General features: G+C 73.6%; 9 protein-coding genes. 7 read left to right on the top strand and 2 right to left on the bottom strand.

All coding sequences use genetic code 11. The features are described 5' to 3' along the window. Positions 1-200: 200 nt before the first annotated feature. The 5 genes from ACZ63I_RS23270 to moeZ all read left to right on the top strand — a co-directional run bounded on the left by ACZ63I_RS23270 (position 201) and on the right by moeZ (position 6,197). Positions 201-1,919 (top strand): glycosyltransferase, encoded by a 1,719-nt coding sequence (locus tag ACZ63I_RS23270; protein ID WP_469341120.1) that lies wholly within the window; start codon positions 201-203, stop codon positions 1,917-1,919. Between the two features lie 13 nt (positions 1,920-1,932). Continuing rightward, on the top strand, positions 1,933-3,090 hold the full coding sequence (locus tag ACZ63I_RS23275; protein WP_469340915.1) for a hypothetical protein: 1,158 nt from the start codon (positions 1,933-1,935) through the stop codon (positions 3,088-3,090). Between the two features lie 154 nt (positions 3,091-3,244). Further along, positions 3,245-4,216 (top strand): NAD-dependent epimerase/dehydratase family protein, encoded by a 972-nt coding sequence (locus ACZ63I_RS23280; protein WP_328583448.1) that lies wholly within the window; start codon positions 3,245-3,247, stop codon positions 4,214-4,216. Next, complete coding sequence (locus ACZ63I_RS23285; RefSeq protein WP_469340916.1) at positions 4,204-4,947, top strand: spherulation-specific family 4 protein; 744 nt, start codon at positions 4,204-4,206, stop codon at positions 4,945-4,947. Before ACZ63I_RS23280 ends, ACZ63I_RS23285 begins: the two co-directional genes overlap by 13 nt. A gap of 71 nt (positions 4,948-5,018) precedes the next feature. Continuing rightward, entirely contained in the window at positions 5,019-6,197 is a 1,179-nt protein-coding gene (moeZ, locus tag ACZ63I_RS23290) for an adenylyltransferase/sulfurtransferase MoeZ (protein WP_469340917.1), read from the top strand. A 72-nt stretch (positions 6,198-6,269) separates the two neighbouring features. Here the strand turns inward: moeZ and ACZ63I_RS23295 are convergent, their stop codons facing one another. Together ACZ63I_RS23295 and ACZ63I_RS23300 are read right to left on the bottom strand one after the other, a co-directional pair. Continuing rightward, positions 6,270-7,856 carry an alpha/beta hydrolase gene (locus ACZ63I_RS23295; RefSeq protein ID WP_469340918.1) on the bottom strand — a complete coding sequence of 529 codons (1,587 nt, stop codon included), beginning with the start codon at positions 7,854-7,856 and terminating at the stop codon, positions 6,270-6,272. An 88-nt stretch (positions 7,857-7,944) separates the two neighbouring features. Next, positions 7,945-10,677 (bottom strand): lysylphosphatidylglycerol synthase domain-containing protein, encoded by a 2,733-nt coding sequence (locus ACZ63I_RS23300; protein WP_469340919.1) that lies wholly within the window; start codon positions 10,675-10,677, stop codon positions 7,945-7,947. 227 nt (positions 10,678-10,904) lie between these two features. On the opposite strand from ACZ63I_RS23300, the gene ACZ63I_RS23305 reads away from it, so the two are divergent. Together ACZ63I_RS23305 and ACZ63I_RS23310 are read left to right on the top strand one after the other, a co-directional pair. Next, positions 10,905-11,567, top strand: a complete 663-nt coding sequence (locus ACZ63I_RS23305) for an MGMT family protein (RefSeq protein WP_469340920.1) — start codon at positions 10,905-10,907, stop codon at positions 11,565-11,567. A gap of 155 nt (positions 11,568-11,722) precedes the next feature. Further along, positions 11,723-15,049 (top strand): ATP-dependent helicase, encoded by a 3,327-nt coding sequence (locus ACZ63I_RS23310; protein ID WP_469340921.1) that lies wholly within the window; start codon positions 11,723-11,725, stop codon positions 15,047-15,049. The last annotated feature ends 453 nt before the right edge of the window (positions 15,050-15,502 follow it).

Raw genomic sequence — 15,502 nt, forward strand, 5'->3', positions numbered from 1 at the left:
CCCGGCGCCACCTGGTTGTGACAACCCCCCCCGCCGCCCCACCCCCCGCCCCGTCTACGATTGTTGTACGTGCCAACACCCCCCCGGGGGGGGCGCCCCCCCCCCCCCCCCCCCACCACGGTCATCTCCGCTTACGGTCGTCCCGCTGCGAGTCGCCGGATCAACGGCGGCGTTCCACAAGGGAGATCGGGGGTGTGCTCGTGCGGATCGGACTGCTCACCGACGGTGGTTATCCGTACGCGACGGGTGAGTCCAGGCTCTGGTGCGACCGGCTCGTGCGCGGGCTCACACAGCACGAGTTCGACATCTACGCGCTCAGCCGCAGCGCCCAGCAGGAAGGGCGCGGCTGGATAGAACTGCCGCCCCAGGTCCGGCAGGTGCGCACGGCAGCGCTCTGGGCCCCCGCCGACGACGGCAGGACGTACGGCCGCCGCGACCGCCGCAGGTTCGCCGCGCACTTCACGCGGCTCGCCGCCGCCATCTGCGCGCCGGGCGACGACCCGGCCGCAGCCGACGGCTTCGCTGCGGGGCTCTACGGACTCGCCGACCTGGCCAGGGAGCGCGGCGGCCTGTACGCGGCGCTCCGCTCCGAAGTCGCCGTCCGGCTCCTCGAAGCGGCCTGCCGTGCGCCCGGCGCGCGCCGGAGCGTGCACGCCACGAGCGTCACCGGCTATCTGGCCTTCGCCGACCACCTGGAGCGCGCCCTGCGCCCCCTGTCGCTCGACTGGTACGCCGACGGCGACGCCTGCGACGACGGCCATGACGGCAACGACGGCGACGCCGTCGGCGGCCTGGCGGGCGTCGACCTCTGCCACGCCGCGTCCGGCGGCTCTGCGGCCCTGCCAGGACTGCTGGCCAAACGCTTCTTCGGGGTACCGCTGCTGGTCACCGAGTACGGCGTCCAGCTCCGCGCGCACTACCTCGCCAGCGGCGGCTCGGCCGCCGAACCTGCTGGAACGGCCGCCCTGGGCACCCCCGTACGCGCCCTGCTCGCCGGATTCCAGGGCCGGCTCGCCGCCGAGGTCTACCGGCAGGCGGCCGTCATCACCCCCGGCAACGCGCACGCCAGGCGCTGGCAGGAGCGCTGCGGCGCCGACCCCGCCAAACTGCGCACGGTCTACCCGGGCATGGAGGCCGACCGGTTCGCCGCCGTGGGCGAGAGCGACGACGGCGGCGACACCGACACCGTCGTCTGGGTCGGCAGGATCGAACCCGCCAAGGACCTCGTCTCCCTGCTGCACGCCTTCGCCGCCGTCAGGACCGCGCGGCCCGGCGCGCGGCTGCGGATCATAGGCGCCCCCGCCCAGGGCCCCGAAGCGGCCGACTACCCGGCCCACATCCGCGCCCTGGCGGCCCAGCTCTTCCCCGACGAGGCGCCGGACGCGCACGCCGTCGGGGAGAACCCGGTCTCCTTCGAGGAGATCGGCTGTCCCGAGGCGCCCGAGCTCCCCGACGCGTACGCGGCGGGGAGCGTGGTCGTCCTGTCCAGCATCGTCGAGGGCTTCCCGCTCAGCCTCGTCGAAGCGATGTTCTGCGGCCGGGCCACGGTCTCGACCGACGTCGGGGCCGTCGTCGAAGTCATCGGCGGCACCGGACTCGTCGTACCGCCGCGCAACCCGAAGGCGCTCGCCGACGCCGTCGCCGGGCTGCTCGCCGACGACGTGCGCCGCGAGCGGCTCGGCGCAGCCGCCCGCGCCCGCGCACTCGAACTGTTCACGGTCGAGCAGAATCTCGCCGCTTTCCGCTCCATCTATCTCGAAATCGTCTCGCACGCCCCCGTACGCCGCCCGGCCGAAGCCGTCGGCGCCGACGGAGCGCCGCTGCCCTTCGCCCACCCGGCCGAGGGACAGGTGCCGAGCCGCTGGCCGGTCGGCGCCACAGCGGGCACCACGGCCGGCGCGGGGGAGAGCGATGTCTGACGGAGGCACCACCATGACCGAAGCCCGCACCACCGCTACGACCACGACGGATCCCCCGTCGAGCACCACCATGACCGTCCCCGTCCCGGCCGCACGGCGCGGCCCCGCCGACCCGGTGATACTGCTGATGCACCGCCACCGGCGGCTGTGCGAAGGCGCCGTCGACCCGCTGGAGATCGCCGCCGGGCTCGAAGCGCACGGCATCACCGACCGGACGGCGGCCCGCTTCCGGCACCGCGACGTCTTCTCGCTCGCCGAGGAGCTGTACGCCCGCGTCCCGCGCGACGGCGACCGGCCGGCCGCCGCCCTGCGCCCCCCGCGCGAGCCGGAACCCGTCGCCGACGCGCGCACCGGCTGGGCCGGTTCGGCCCGCTGGCTCACGCTCTCGCTGCTGCCCGGCGCCGTCAGCGCCCTCACCCTCGTCGGACTGCATCGCACGACCGGCCAGACCCAGCTCGCGATAGCCCTGGCGGGGGCCTTCGCCCTGTCCGGCGCGCTGTCGAGCGCGCTGCGCCGGGGCCCGCTGCGCGCCACCGGGCGACGGGTCCCCGCCGCGGGACTCTGGGTGTACTGGCTCCTCGCCTACCTGGTCTGCGGCGACGGACTGCTCGACGCCCTCGTCGCCGGCGGCCCGCACGGGCCGTGGCCGGCGACCCTGACCCCGCTCGTCGCGCTGTCCTTCGCCGTCGCCCCCGCCGTCTGCTGCGCCCACCTGTTCTCCGTACACGCCAGGCGGCGGCTCTCCGACAGCAGCGGCCTCGCCGACTTCGCCGCGGGAGCCAGGCCCCTGCTGCTCGCGACCGCCGCCCTCTACGCCTGCGCGCTGACCGGCCTCGTCCTCCTCACGACCCTCGCCTTCGGCGCGGGCGCCGCGCTCGCCCCGACGCTCGCCCTCGGCACGCTGCTCATGCTCGCCCGGCTGCTGACCGTCCACGGCTACCCCGACCCCGCGGCGGCCGGACTCGTCTGCGCCTGCCTCGCCGAGGCCCTGGCCTGCCTGTCCGTCGTCGCAGGCCGGATCCCCGGCTGCGGACCGCTCGCCGCCCCCGTCACCGGCGTCGTACACGCCTGGGGAGCGGGAGCCGTCCCCGCACTCGCCTGCGCCGCGGCGGCGCTCGTCCTGCTCGCCCACGCCGTCGTCACCCTCGGCAGGGCATCGGCCCACACCTGACCCCGGCCCCCGGCCACCCCTGACCCCACCCCCCGCTGACACCCGCCCGCCGACATTCCGCCCCGCATCCCACGCGACATCCCGCTGCAAGGAGAACGAACGAGATGACCCCGCAATCCCCAGCTCAGACCCTTCGGCGCAGAGGGGCGGCACGATGAGGGTCCTGCTGCTCGGCGCCAACGGATTCCTCGGCCGGTTCGTGGCCGACCGGCTGCTCGCCGACCCCGCCGTGCATCTCACCGCCCTGGGCCGAGGCGACGACGCCGACGTACGGTTCGACCTCGCCGGCGGCAGCCCCGGAGCGCTCACCCGCTTCCTGGACGCCGTCCACCCCGGGGTCGTCATCAACTGCGCCGGCGCCACCCGGGGCGGCGCGCGCGAGCTGATCCGGCACAACACCGTCGCCGTCGCCACCGTCTGCGAGGCGCTGCGCCGCAGCGGCTGCGGCGCCCGGCTCGTCCAGCTCGGCTGCGCATCCGAGTACGGCCCTTCGCCGCACGGCTCGTCCACGGCCGAGGACGCCGTACCGCGCCCCGGCGGACCGTACGGAGTCAGCAAGCTCGCCGCCTCCGAACTGGTCCTGGGCGCGGGGCTCGACGCCGTGGTGCTGCGGATCTTCTCGCCCGTCGGACCCGGCACCCCGGCGGGGTCGCCGCTCGGCCGGCTCGCCGAGGCCATGCGCCGCGCCATGCAGGGCGGCGACGGCGAGCTGAAGCTCGCCGGGCTCGGCGTCCAGCGGGACTTCGTGGACGTACGGGACGTGGCGCGCGCCGTGCACGCCGCCTCGCTGTCCGCGGCGCAGGGCATCGTCAACATCGGCACCGGCCGGTCCGTGAAGCTCAGGGACGCCGCCGCCGTGCTGGCCAGGGTCGCCGGATACGCGGGCGCGCTGCACGAGTTGGACGCCCCGGGCCCCGCCCGGCACGGCCACGCGCCGATCGGCGCCCAGCGCGGCGAGTCCGCGCCGGAGCAGCTCGGCGCCGGCCCGTTCCCGTACCCCGACGGCTGCGGATCCTGGCAGCAGGCGGACGTGCGCACCGCGCGCGACCGGCTCGGCTGGCGCCCGCGGATCAATCTGGAGGAATCGCTCGCCGACATCTGGATGGAGGCGGCGTGCCGTATCTGACCACGACAGGTCAGCGCCTCTCCGCCACCGAGGCCGGCGAGGTCGGCCTCGGTGTCCCGGGCTACGCGCATCCGCTGCTGGCGCCCGCCGAATGGGCCGGTCTCACCCGGCCCGCCACGCCGCTGCACTGGGTCGTGCTCAACGTCGCCCAGGGCCCCGGCACCCGGCCCGACCCGCACTGCCTCGACGCCGCAGGACGGCTGACCAACGCGGGCGTACGGGTGCTCGGCCATCTCGACCTGGCGTACGGCAGCCGCCCGTTCGGCGAGATCGTCGCCGACGCGCAGCGCTATCTGGACTGGTACCGCGTCGCCGGTTTCTCCCTCGACCGGTGCCCGGCCGACCGGGCGGAGCTGCCTGCGGTACGGCGGGTCACGGCCACCCTGGAGGCGCTGGTGGAGGGCGCGCACGTCGTCCTCGGGCACGGGACCCACCCGTACCCCGGATACGCGGAGGCCGCCGACCAGTTGGTGACCTTCTCCGGGCCGTGGAGCGACTACCGCTGGTCGCAGGCGGCCGAGTGGACGGCCGGCTATCCGCCGGAACGATTCGTCCATCTCGTCCACGGACTGCCCCGCACCCACCTGGACGAGGCGATGCGGGTCGCCCGCTGGCAGGGCGCGGGGACGATCTTCTTCACCGACCGGACGGGCCCGCAGAACCCGTTCGACGCGCTGCCCGGCTACTGGGACGAGATCGTCTCGCGGGTCGGACCTGGTGTCTCGGAATGAGCAGGCGCGTGGCACTGTTACAGAGAGAACGGATTACTGAATGAACGACCAACCCCCTTGTAGAGGTCCCTGTGTCGCTGCCCCCCTTGGTCGAGCCCGCTGCTGAGCTGACCGTCGACGAGGTCCGCAGGTACTCCCGTCACTTGATCATCCCCGATGTCGGGATGGACGGGCAGAAGCGGCTGAAGAACGCGAAGGTGCTGTGTGTGGGGGCCGGTGGCCTCGGCTCCCCGGCCCTGATGTACCTGGCGGCGGCCGGTGTCGGCACGCTCGGCATCGTGGAGTTCGACGAGGTCGACGAGTCGAACCTGCAGCGCCAGATCATCCACAGCCAGTCCGACATCGGCCGCTCCAAGGCCCAGTCGGCGCGTGACTCCGTCCTCGGCATCAACCCGTACGTCAACGTGGTCCTGCACGAAGAGCGGCTCGAAGCCGAGAACGTGATGGAGATCTTCGCCCAGTACGACCTGATCGTGGACGGCACGGACAACTTCGCCACCCGGTATCTGGTCAACGACGCCTGCGTGCTGCTGGACAAGCCGTACGTCTGGGGTTCGATCTACCGCTTCGACGGTCAGGCGAGCGTCTTCTGGTCGGAGCACGGCCCGTGCTACCGCTGCCTCTACCCGGAGCCCCCGCCCCCCGGCATGGTCCCCTCCTGCGCCGAGGGCGGCGTGCTGGGCGTGCTCTGCGCGTCCGTCGGGGCGATCCAGGTCACCGAGGCGATCAAGCTGCTGACCGGCATCGGCGACCCGCTGGTCGGGCGGCTGATGATCTACGACGCGCTGGAGATGCAGTACCGCCAGGTCAAGGTCCGCAAGGACCCCGACTGCGCGGTCTGCGGCGAGCACCCCACCGTCACCGAGCTGATCGACTACGAGGCGTTCTGCGGCGTCGTGTCGGAGGAGGCCCAGGAGGCGGCGGCTGGTTCGACGATCACTCCGAAGCAGCTCAAGGAGTGGATGGACGACGGCGAGAACATCGAGGTCATCGATGTCCGCGAGCCGAACGAGTTCGAGATCGTCTCGATCCCCGGCGCCAAGCTGATCCCCAAGAACGAGTTCTTGATGGGCAACGCGCTGGAGCACCTGCCGCAGGACAAGAAGATCGTCCTGCACTGCAAGACGGGGGTGCGCAGCGCCGAGGTGCTCGCCGTCCTGAAGTCGGCGGGCTTCTCCGACGCCGTGCATGTGGGCGGCGGGGTCGTCGGCTGGGTCAACCAGATCGAGCCGGAGAAGCCGATCTACTAGATCCACCGGAACGTCGCGCATACGCAGGGCCCGGACCGTACGCGGTCCGGGCCCTGCGTCGTCCGTGTGGGGTTACTTGCAGACGGTGCCGGCCTTGGGCACGGTCCCGTCCAGCAGGTAGCCGTTGACGGCCTTCTGGATGCACGCGTCGCCGCTGTCGTACGCGCCGTGGCCCTGGCCCTCGTAGGTGATCTCCACGCCGACGCCCTTGCCCAGCGCGTCCGCCATCGCCTTCGCGCCCGCGTACGGGGTCGCCGGGTCACCGGTGTTGCCGACGACGACGATCGGGGCCGAGCCCGGCGCGCTGACGTCGGGATGCGTCCAGGTGCCCGGCACGGGCCACTCGGAGCAGCTCATGATGCCCCAGCCGAGGAAGTCGCCGAAGACCGGCGATGCCTTGCGGAACTCCGGCAGCTTGGCCTTCGTCTGCGCCAGCGTGTAGCGCTCCTTGGAGTCGACGCAGTTGACGGCCGCGTTCGCCGCCTGGATGTTGCTGTACCTGCCCTGCTGGTCGCGGCCGTTCATCGCGTCGGACAGCGCGAGCAGCAGCCCGCCGTTGCCGCCGTCCGCCTCGTCAAGACCCTGTTCGAGCAGCGGCCAGTACTCCTTCGAGTAGAGCGCCTGCGCGATGCCGTTGGTGGCCTGGGTCTGCGTCAGCTTGCGGCTGCCGATGCCCGCGATCGGCTGCTTGTCGAGCCGGGCGAGCAGCGAGGAGATGAACCCCTCGATCTGCTTCGGGGTGCTGCCGGGCAGGGTGCAGGCGTCGCCGCGCGACACGCAGTCCTTGGCGAAGTTGTCCAGGGCGAGCTGGAAGCCCTTCGCCTGGCCGAGGGAGCTCTGCTCGGCGTCCTGCGTCGGGTCGACGACACCGTCGAAGACGGCCCTGCCGACGCTCTTCGGGTACAGGTGCGCGTAGACGCCGCCCAGCTCCGTGCCGTACGAGATGCCGAAGTAGTACAGCTTCTTGTCGCCGAGCACCTGGCGCATCAGCTCCATGTCGCGGGCCGCGTTGGTCGTCCCGACGTACGGCAGTTCGCGTCCCGAGTCGCGCTCGCAGCCGGCGGCGAAGCTCGCCAGGCCCTCGGTGAGGGACTTCTCCTCGGCGGCGTCGTCGGGGGTCGCGTCCTGCGCGTAGTACGCGTCGAGCTGCTTGTCGCTCTCGCACCGGACGCCGTCGCTGTCGCCGACGCCGCGCGGGTCGAAGCTGACCAGGTCGTAGCGGGCGCGCAGCTTCTCGTAGTCCTTCGCGAAGGACGGCAGTCCGGTGACGCCCGAGCCGCCGGGGCCGCCGAAGTTGAAGACGAGCGAGCCGATCCGGTGGCCCGTGTCGGCGGCCTTGGCGCGGATGAGCGCCAGTTTGATCGTGTCGCCGTCCGGCTTCGCGTAGTCGAGCGGGACCGTCATGAACGAGCACTGCCAGCTCACCTTGCCGGGCAGCGGGGACGGCGAGGGGCCGCCGCCCTGCTCGACGGACGGGGCGGCGCAGGTCTTCCAGTCCAGCTTCTGGGTGGCCAGGTTCGTGGGCCGGGCCGTCGGGTCGGAGCTGCCGCTGCCCCTCCCGCCGTCGGATCCGCTGTCGGAACACGCGGAGACGGCCAGGAGGGCGGCGGCGGTGACGGCGGCCAGGGCAGCGGCGCGCCGGGCGGAGGAGGTCGGCATCCCCCCATCCTGTGTCACAGCGGGGCGCGCCGCGCCCGGCGGGGTCCAAGCGGAGTAGCGCGGGGCGCCTGCCGCGCGCCGCCCTGTCCTACAGGGCTCCCTTGCGGGTGAGCTGGTTGAAGGACAGCCAGCCGGGCAGCACCGGCAGCCAGAACGTCATCAGCCGGAACAGCAGGACGGCGGGTGCCGCGACCTCCTTCGGCAGTCCGACGGCGAGCAGACCCAGCGTCAGGGCGCCCTCGACGGCCCCCACCCCGCCGGGGGTCGGCGCCGCCGAGCCCAGCGCGTTGCCCGCGAGGAAGACCACGGCGATGCTCGCGTAGCTGAGCTGCTGGTTGCCGTTGTCGAACGCGCGGATCGACGCGTCCAGGCACATCACGAACATGCCGGTCAGCAGCAGCATCCCGCCGATGCCGGTGAGCAGCTTCATCGGCCGCTGGAGTACGTCGAGCATGCGCGGCACGACGCCCGCGAACAGCGAGCGCAGCCGCGTCACGACGAACTTGCGCAGGAACGGGATCGCCGTCACGACCAGCACCAGCACGGCCACCGTCAGCAGACCGGCGATCACCGTCCTGGACGGGGTGAGCGACGTCGTCTTCTCCGTACCCGTCAGATAGCCGAAGGACAGCAGCAGCAGGATGTGCGCGCCCAGCCCGAAGAGCTGCGACGCCCCGACGCTCGCCACGGCGAGCCCGGGACGGACCCCGGCGCGCTGCAGGAAGCGGGTGTTGAGCGCCACACCGCCGACGGCGGCCGGTGCGACGAGCTTCACGAACGACCCGGCGACCTGCGCGATGACCGTCCGCAGGAAGCTGACCCGCTCGGGCACGAAGCCCAGCAGGCTCATCGCCGCCGCGATGTAGCTCAGCGCGGAGAACAGCGCCGCAGCCGCCACCCAGCCCCAGTGCGCCTCGCCGACCACCATCGTGTAGTCGAGCTGGGTGAGCTGGGAGAGCAGGAAGTACGCGGCGACGGCCCCGGCGATGAAGGTGACGAGCGTACGGGCCCTGATCCGCTCCAGCCTGACCGGTTCGACCGGCGCCTGCGGCCGGATCAGCAGCACCTGCTGACGGATCTGCGAGAGCAGGTCCTCCTCGCGCGCCTCGTCGAGGGCGTCGTCTATGGCGCGCTTCTCCGCCTGCTTCTCGGCCCGCAGGGATTTGCGTACGGCCTTGCGGTCGCCGCCGCTGGCCGCCTTGGCGTCCGCCAGCCGGTGGCGCTTGTTCGCGTCGGACGCTTCGAGCACGGCCTCCCGTTCGCGCTGCGCGCGCTCGCGGGCGAGCTTGCGCAGCGTCGCGCGGGTGGAGCGGCTCAGCGCGATCGGCTGGAGCAGCGGCAGCGAGTCGGCGACGGCGTCGGGGCCCATCACCTCGACGGCCGCGGCGACCGAGCGGCGCGCGCCGACCCGTAGCCCCATCGTGGTGAGGAGCTGCGCGGTGTCCATGCGCAGCACGACGTCGCCCGCCGCGATCTCCCCGCCGCGCAGCTCGGTCAGGATCACCTGCCCCGACCGGTCGATCATGATCGCGTCGCCGGTCAGCGCGCGGTGCGCGATCCGCCGCGACTGGAGCGCCTTGACCTGCCGCCAGGCGCCGCGCAGCAGCTCGTCGGTGACGTCGTCCGTCTCGATCGAGTCCAGCGATCTGCCGCCCAGATGCTCGTAGACGAGCATGACGGCGTCGGGCCCCAGCTCGGAGGTGGCGATCAGTTTCGGCGCGTGCGCGCCCGCCGCGATGGCCGCGTAGGCGAGCAGCGCCTCCTGTTCGAGCGCCTGGCGCAGGGAGGGGATCGAGCGGCGCGCGGTGATCGAGCGCAGCGTGAGCTGCCGCCACAGCCGGTAGAAGAAGCCCTGCGCCTGCTGTTCCCTGTCGACGACCGTGACGTCGAGCGGCGCGCCCTCCTCCAGGGTGACGAAGTAGCGCCGCCCCCGGTCGGCCTGCTCGCCCGACTCGGCGCCCTCCTCGGCGCGCATGGCGCTGACGGGCCGGAAGCCGACCCTGCGCAGCCCCGCCATCAGGGTCTGCCCGGTGGGCCGTACGTTGGGCGAGCCGACCGCGTAGAGCGTGCCGTACGCGACGGTCCAGCCGATCAGTACGGTCAGGGCGATCGAGAACGGCGTGGTGTAGCCGGCCACGAGCATGGCGAACGCGTCGAGCAGCAGGACCACCCAGAGCACCACGCGCCAGCGGGGTCTGCGGGCCATGCCCACGGCCGTCATGTACGCGATGACGGGGGCCAGATAGCCGTGCACGGGATCGGTGAGCCCGGAGCCGGCCTGCGACCTGGTCAGCGCCTCCTGGATGGAGCCCGGCGCCGCTCTGGTGACCCAGAGGTCCGTGGCGAGCGTCACGCCGTGCGCGAGTACGGCGGCGAGTACGCCGTCGGCGATCCGCAGCCCGTCGCGTTTGATCAGCCGCTCGATGGCGAAGGCGACGGGGACGAGCAGGACGGCGATGCTGGAGATCAGCCCCGCCATCTTGGCCAGCAGGTCGGGCGCCTGGCCCGTACCCCTGCTGATGTCGTCCTCAAGGCCGGACGTGGTGCCGTGGGCGAAGGCCGAGAGGGCGAGCACCAGACCGATCGCGAGGATGCCGATGACCAGCCGCAGCAGGTCGGAGGGGCGGTGCACCCGGGCGGCGAGCAGCGGCTCGTCGCCGGAGACCCGGTCGGTGGGGGTCACCTCGTCGTTGCAGGGCGGCTCGTAGGGGTGGGCGCCGGTGTGCTCGTCCGAGCCGGTCTGGTCGCCGTTCTCAGGCCGGTCGGCGTCGGGGCGTGCGGGGGTACCGGAGGGCGAACCCGTGGCGCGAGCGCGCGCCACGGGCTCCTCCGTGGAGTCCGCATCCGTGTCTTCTTGATCTCGTATCACCAGTCACCGCCCGGACGATGGTGGCACGAGCCGACGACAGACGGGGGCATCAGGGTGCATTGCGGGGGCGTGGGCCGCGCGAGATACCTCCCTTTGCGTGCGTACGTACGCGGGGTGACGGCGCGCGACCGTCGTACGCCAGGAGGGGACTGTCGGTGCCGTGGGGCAGGATGGACCGGATGACGAGCGAGGAGCGTGCAGGCGAACGGGACGAGCCGCAGCGCCTCCCGGAATACGCGGAGCGGGTGCTGGACGTGGCCGAGCTGATCCCGGCAGGCCGGGTGATGACGTACGGCGACGTCGCCGAATGGCTCGGCGACGGCGGCCCGCGCCAGGTCGGCCGGGTGATGGCGCTGTACGGCGGCGCGGTGCCCTGGTGGCGGGTGGTCAGGTCGGACGGCGTGCTGCTGCCCGAGCACGAACTGCGGGCCCTCGACCACTATCGGGAGGAGTCCACCCCGCTGCGCGAGGCGGGACGCGCCACGCACGGCCATCTGCCGCGGCTCGACATGAGACGGGCGCGGTGGGACGGGACGGATCCGGTCGACGCGGGATCCGACGACGGCGCGGATCGCGGCGGCGCGGGTTCCGAAGGCGCGGGTTCCGGCCGTGCGGATCGCGGCGGCGCGGGTTCCGGTCGTGCAGGATCCGGCCGTGCAGGATCCGGCAGCACGGATCGCGGCAGCGCGGATCCCGGCCGTGCGGGTTCCGGCAGCACGGGTCCGGGTCCCGGCCATGGGAATCGCGGCAGCGCGGGTCCCGGCGGCGCGAGATCCGGCGGTGCGGATGCGGGCGATGTGGCTCACACAGGACAGTTTCCGGCATCGGACGGCCCGGCGTGAGCGCCGCACGCCATGCGGACGGATCCGCCGCGTGCCGGGCGGCGGCCCGGTAGCGTCTGAGGCACCCGCCCCGCGCACCCCGGCCGGTGCTCCCGGCACCACCAGCACCTCGTTCAGCACGTCCCCCAGCACCTCCTCCAGGACCGGCGATCCACGTGAGCTCCTCCTCCACCACCGGGCGCACCCCGGCACCGCAGCGCCGGGTACGGCAGCGGTCCACGGGTGCGTACCGACTGGTGCGCACGCCTCCGGAGCCGGTGGTCCCTCCTGAGCTGGACGCCGCACAGCGCAGGGTGGTTGACCACGGGACCGGGCCGCTGCTGGTGCTCGCCGGTCCCGGCACGGGCAAGACGACGACGCTCGTGGAGTCGGTGGCCGCGCGTGTCGCGGCGGGCGCCGATCCGGAGCGGATCCTGGTGCTCACCTTCAGCCGCAAGGCGGCGGTGGAGCTGCGCGACCGGATGGCGGTCAGGCTCGGCGGCACCCGCGGGCCGCAGGCCACGACGTTCCACTCGTTCTGCTACGCCCTGATCCGCGCGCACCAGGAGGCCGACCTCTTCACCGAGCCGCTGCGGCTGCTCTCCGGGCCCGAGCAGGACGTCGCCGTACGCGACCTGCTCGCGGGCCAGCTCGACCTGGAGCGCGAGGGCCGGGTGCGCGTCCGGTGGCCGGACGAGCTGCGCGCGTGCCTCACCACGCGCGGCTTCGCCGACGAGGTGCGCGCGGTGCTCGCCCGCAGCCGGGAGCTGGGGCTCGGACCCGACTCGCTGGCCGCCTTCGCCGCGCGTACCGGCAGGCCCGACTGGTCGGCGGCGGCTTCCTTCCTCGCCGAATATCTCGACGTCCTCGATCTGCAAGGCGTGCTCGACTACGCGGAGCTGGTGCACCGCGCCGTGCTGCTGGCGCGCCGCCCGGAGGTCGCGAAGCGGCTGACGGCCCAGTACGACACGGTCTTCGTGGACGAGTACCAGGACACCGACCCGGCGCAGGTCAGACTGCTCGGCGCACTGGCGGGCGGGGGCCGTTCGCTGATCGCCTTCGGCGACCCGGACCAGTCGATCTACGCCTTCCGGGGCGCCGACGTGAACGGCATCCTGGGCTTCCCCGACGCGTTCCCGCGCGCCGACGGCCGGCCGGCCCCGGTGGAGGTGCTGACCACCTCGCGCCGCTCGGGCGCCGCGCTGCTGGCGGCGAGCAGGATGCTGACGCGGCGGATGCCGCTGCCCCGGCTGCCGGCGGAGAAGGTGCGGGCCCACCGCGAGCTGGCGGCGGTACGGGACGGGGGGCGGGTCGAGACGTACACCTTCCCGACCCCGTCGACGGAGCTGGAGAACATCGCGGACATCCTGCGCAGGGCGCATCTGGAGGACGGCGTCCGGTGGAGCGAGATGGCCGTGCTGGTCCGCGCGGGCGGCCGCACCATCCCCTCCGTACGGCGCGCCCTCACCTCGGCCGGTGTGCCGCTGGAGGTCGACGGCGACGACGTACCCCTGCGCCACGAGCCCGCCGTCGCGCCGCTGTTGACGGCGCTCAGGGCGGTGGCGACGGCGGCGCTGCGCCCGGCGCCGGGCGAGCCGGCGGCGGACGGGGGCGACGGGGGCACTGCTCCCTGGCTGGACGTCGAGACGGCGCTGACGCTTCTCTCCTCGCCGCTCGGCGGGATGGACGCGGCCGATCTGCGCCGGCTCGGCCGGGCCCTGCGGGACGACGAACGGGCGGCCGGGAACCGGCTCCCGCCGCCCTCCGACGCGCTGCTCGCCCTCGCACTCGCCGAGCCCGAACGGCTCGTCGCGCACGACCCCGCGTACGCCAGGGGCGCGCAGGTGCTCGGCGGGCTGCTGCGCAAGGCGCGCGAACTGCTCGAAGGCGGCGGCACGGCGGAGGAGGCTTTGTGGGAGCTGTGGGACGGCACGAACCTGCCGCGCAGGCTCGAACGGTCGGCGCTGCGCGGCGGGGCTGCGGGCCGTAACGCCGACCGCGACCTCGACGCGGTCTGTGCGCTCTTCGACGCCGCCGCCCGCGCGGAGGAGCGGATCGGCGGCCGTGGCGCGCTCAACTTCCTCGAAGAGCTGGACGCCCAGGACATCGCGGCCGACACCCTCAGCAGGCGGGCGGTACGCCCCGACGCCGTACGGCTGATGACGGCGCACCGCTCGAAAGGGCTGGAGTGGCGGCTGGTCGTCGTGGCGGGGGTCCAGGAGGGGCTCTGGCCGGATCTGCGGCGGCGCGGCTCGCTGCTGGAGGCCGACAGGATCGGCAGGGACGGCCTCGCCGAGCCGCTCACCCCCGGCGCCCTCCTTACCGAGGAGCGCAGGCTGTTCTACGTGGCGGCGACGCGCGCCCGCGAACGGCTCGTCGTCACGGCGGTGAAGGCCCCCGCCGACGACGGCGACCAGCCCTCCCGCTTCCTCACCGAACTGGGCGTCGAGCCGCGCGACATCACCGGCCGCCCGCGCAGGCCGCTCGCCGTCGCCCCGCTCGTCGCCGAACTGCGCGCCACGACGGTCGACCCGGCGGCGAGCCCCGCCCTGCGGGACGCGGCGGCCCGCAGGCTCGCCACACTCGCCGCGCTCACCGACGAGGACGGCCAGGCGCTGGTCCCCACCGCGCACCCGAACAGTTGGTGGGGCATGTACGAGCCGACGCTCAGCGCGGTCCCGCTGCGCGACCGGGGCCAGCCGGTCGCGCTCTCCGGCAGTGCGCTGGACCAGCTCGCGAACACCTGCGCGCTCCAGTGGTTCCTCGGCCGCGAGGTGAAGGCGGCCGAACCGGCCACGGCGGCGCAGGGGTTCGGCAACGTGGTGCACGTCCTGGCCGACGAGGTCGCCTCCGGACGCACCCCCGCCGACCTCGCCGTCCTGATGGAACGGCTGGACTCCGTCTGGGACGCGCTCGCCTTCGACGCCCCCTGGAAGTCCCACCAGGAAAAGGAGCACGCGCGCGTGGCGCTCGAACGCTTCCTGAAGTGGCACGTCGGCGACCGAGCCGGCCGCACCCCCGTCGCCACGGAACACGAATTCGACGTCACGATCGAGGCCGGCGAGTACGAGGTCCGGATCCGGGGCTCGATGGACCGCGTGGAGAAGGACGTCCAGGGCCGGGCGTACGTCGTGGACTTCAAGACGGGCAAGGCGACCCCGACCAAGGAAGAGGTCGCCCACCACCCCCAGCTAGCCGTCTACCAACTCGCGGTACGCGAAGGAGCCCTGGACGAAATCTTCGACGGCCACCGCCCGGAGTCGGCAGGCGCCGAACTGGTCCAACTCCGCCAACCGGCCCCGAAGCGCGAGGGCGGCGACGAACTCCCCAAGATCCAGGCCCAGGAACCACTGGCAGGCGAATGGGTGGGCGACCTCCTGGCCACGGCGGCGGGCCGAGTCCTGGACGAACGCTTCACCCCGAGCACGGGCCAGCACTGCGCCCACTGCGCGTTCCGAGCGTCGTGCGGAGCGCAACCGGAGGGCCGGCAGATCGTGGAGTGACAGGTGCCCGTCCGGGCGGGGCAGGCGCGTTCGCGACGTTGGCCGTGCGCCGGCGCCGCCAGGCCACCGGCCGTCTGCTGGGTGGCGTGGGCACTGCCCGTTCGCGGTCGCGGTATGTGCTCACCGGGGGATGCGCGGCGTGCGGGGCGGCTGCTGTCCCGCCGGGCAGGACGGCTCGCCTGGTCGTGCATCCCGGGCACGTGCGCGCGTGGGGCTGCCCGGAAAGCCGGGCGGTGCCGCCCCCGGGGCTCCGGGCCGAGGAGCCGAGTGCGTGGCGGGTGTTCCTCGGTCGGACGGAATCGCCGGTCACGGCACCACGCCGTCCGGCGCACGCCGAGGGGGGGCCGGAACGCCCCTTCCGACGGCTCCCCGCCGACGCGGCCCGGCGCCTCGCGGCGGCTGCTGCCCGTACGCTCCTCCCGGCCGGGGGAGGCCTGAGGCCGTAGCGGGGGG

It is taken from the genome of Streptomyces sp. NPDC087906 (assembly GCF_055584925.1).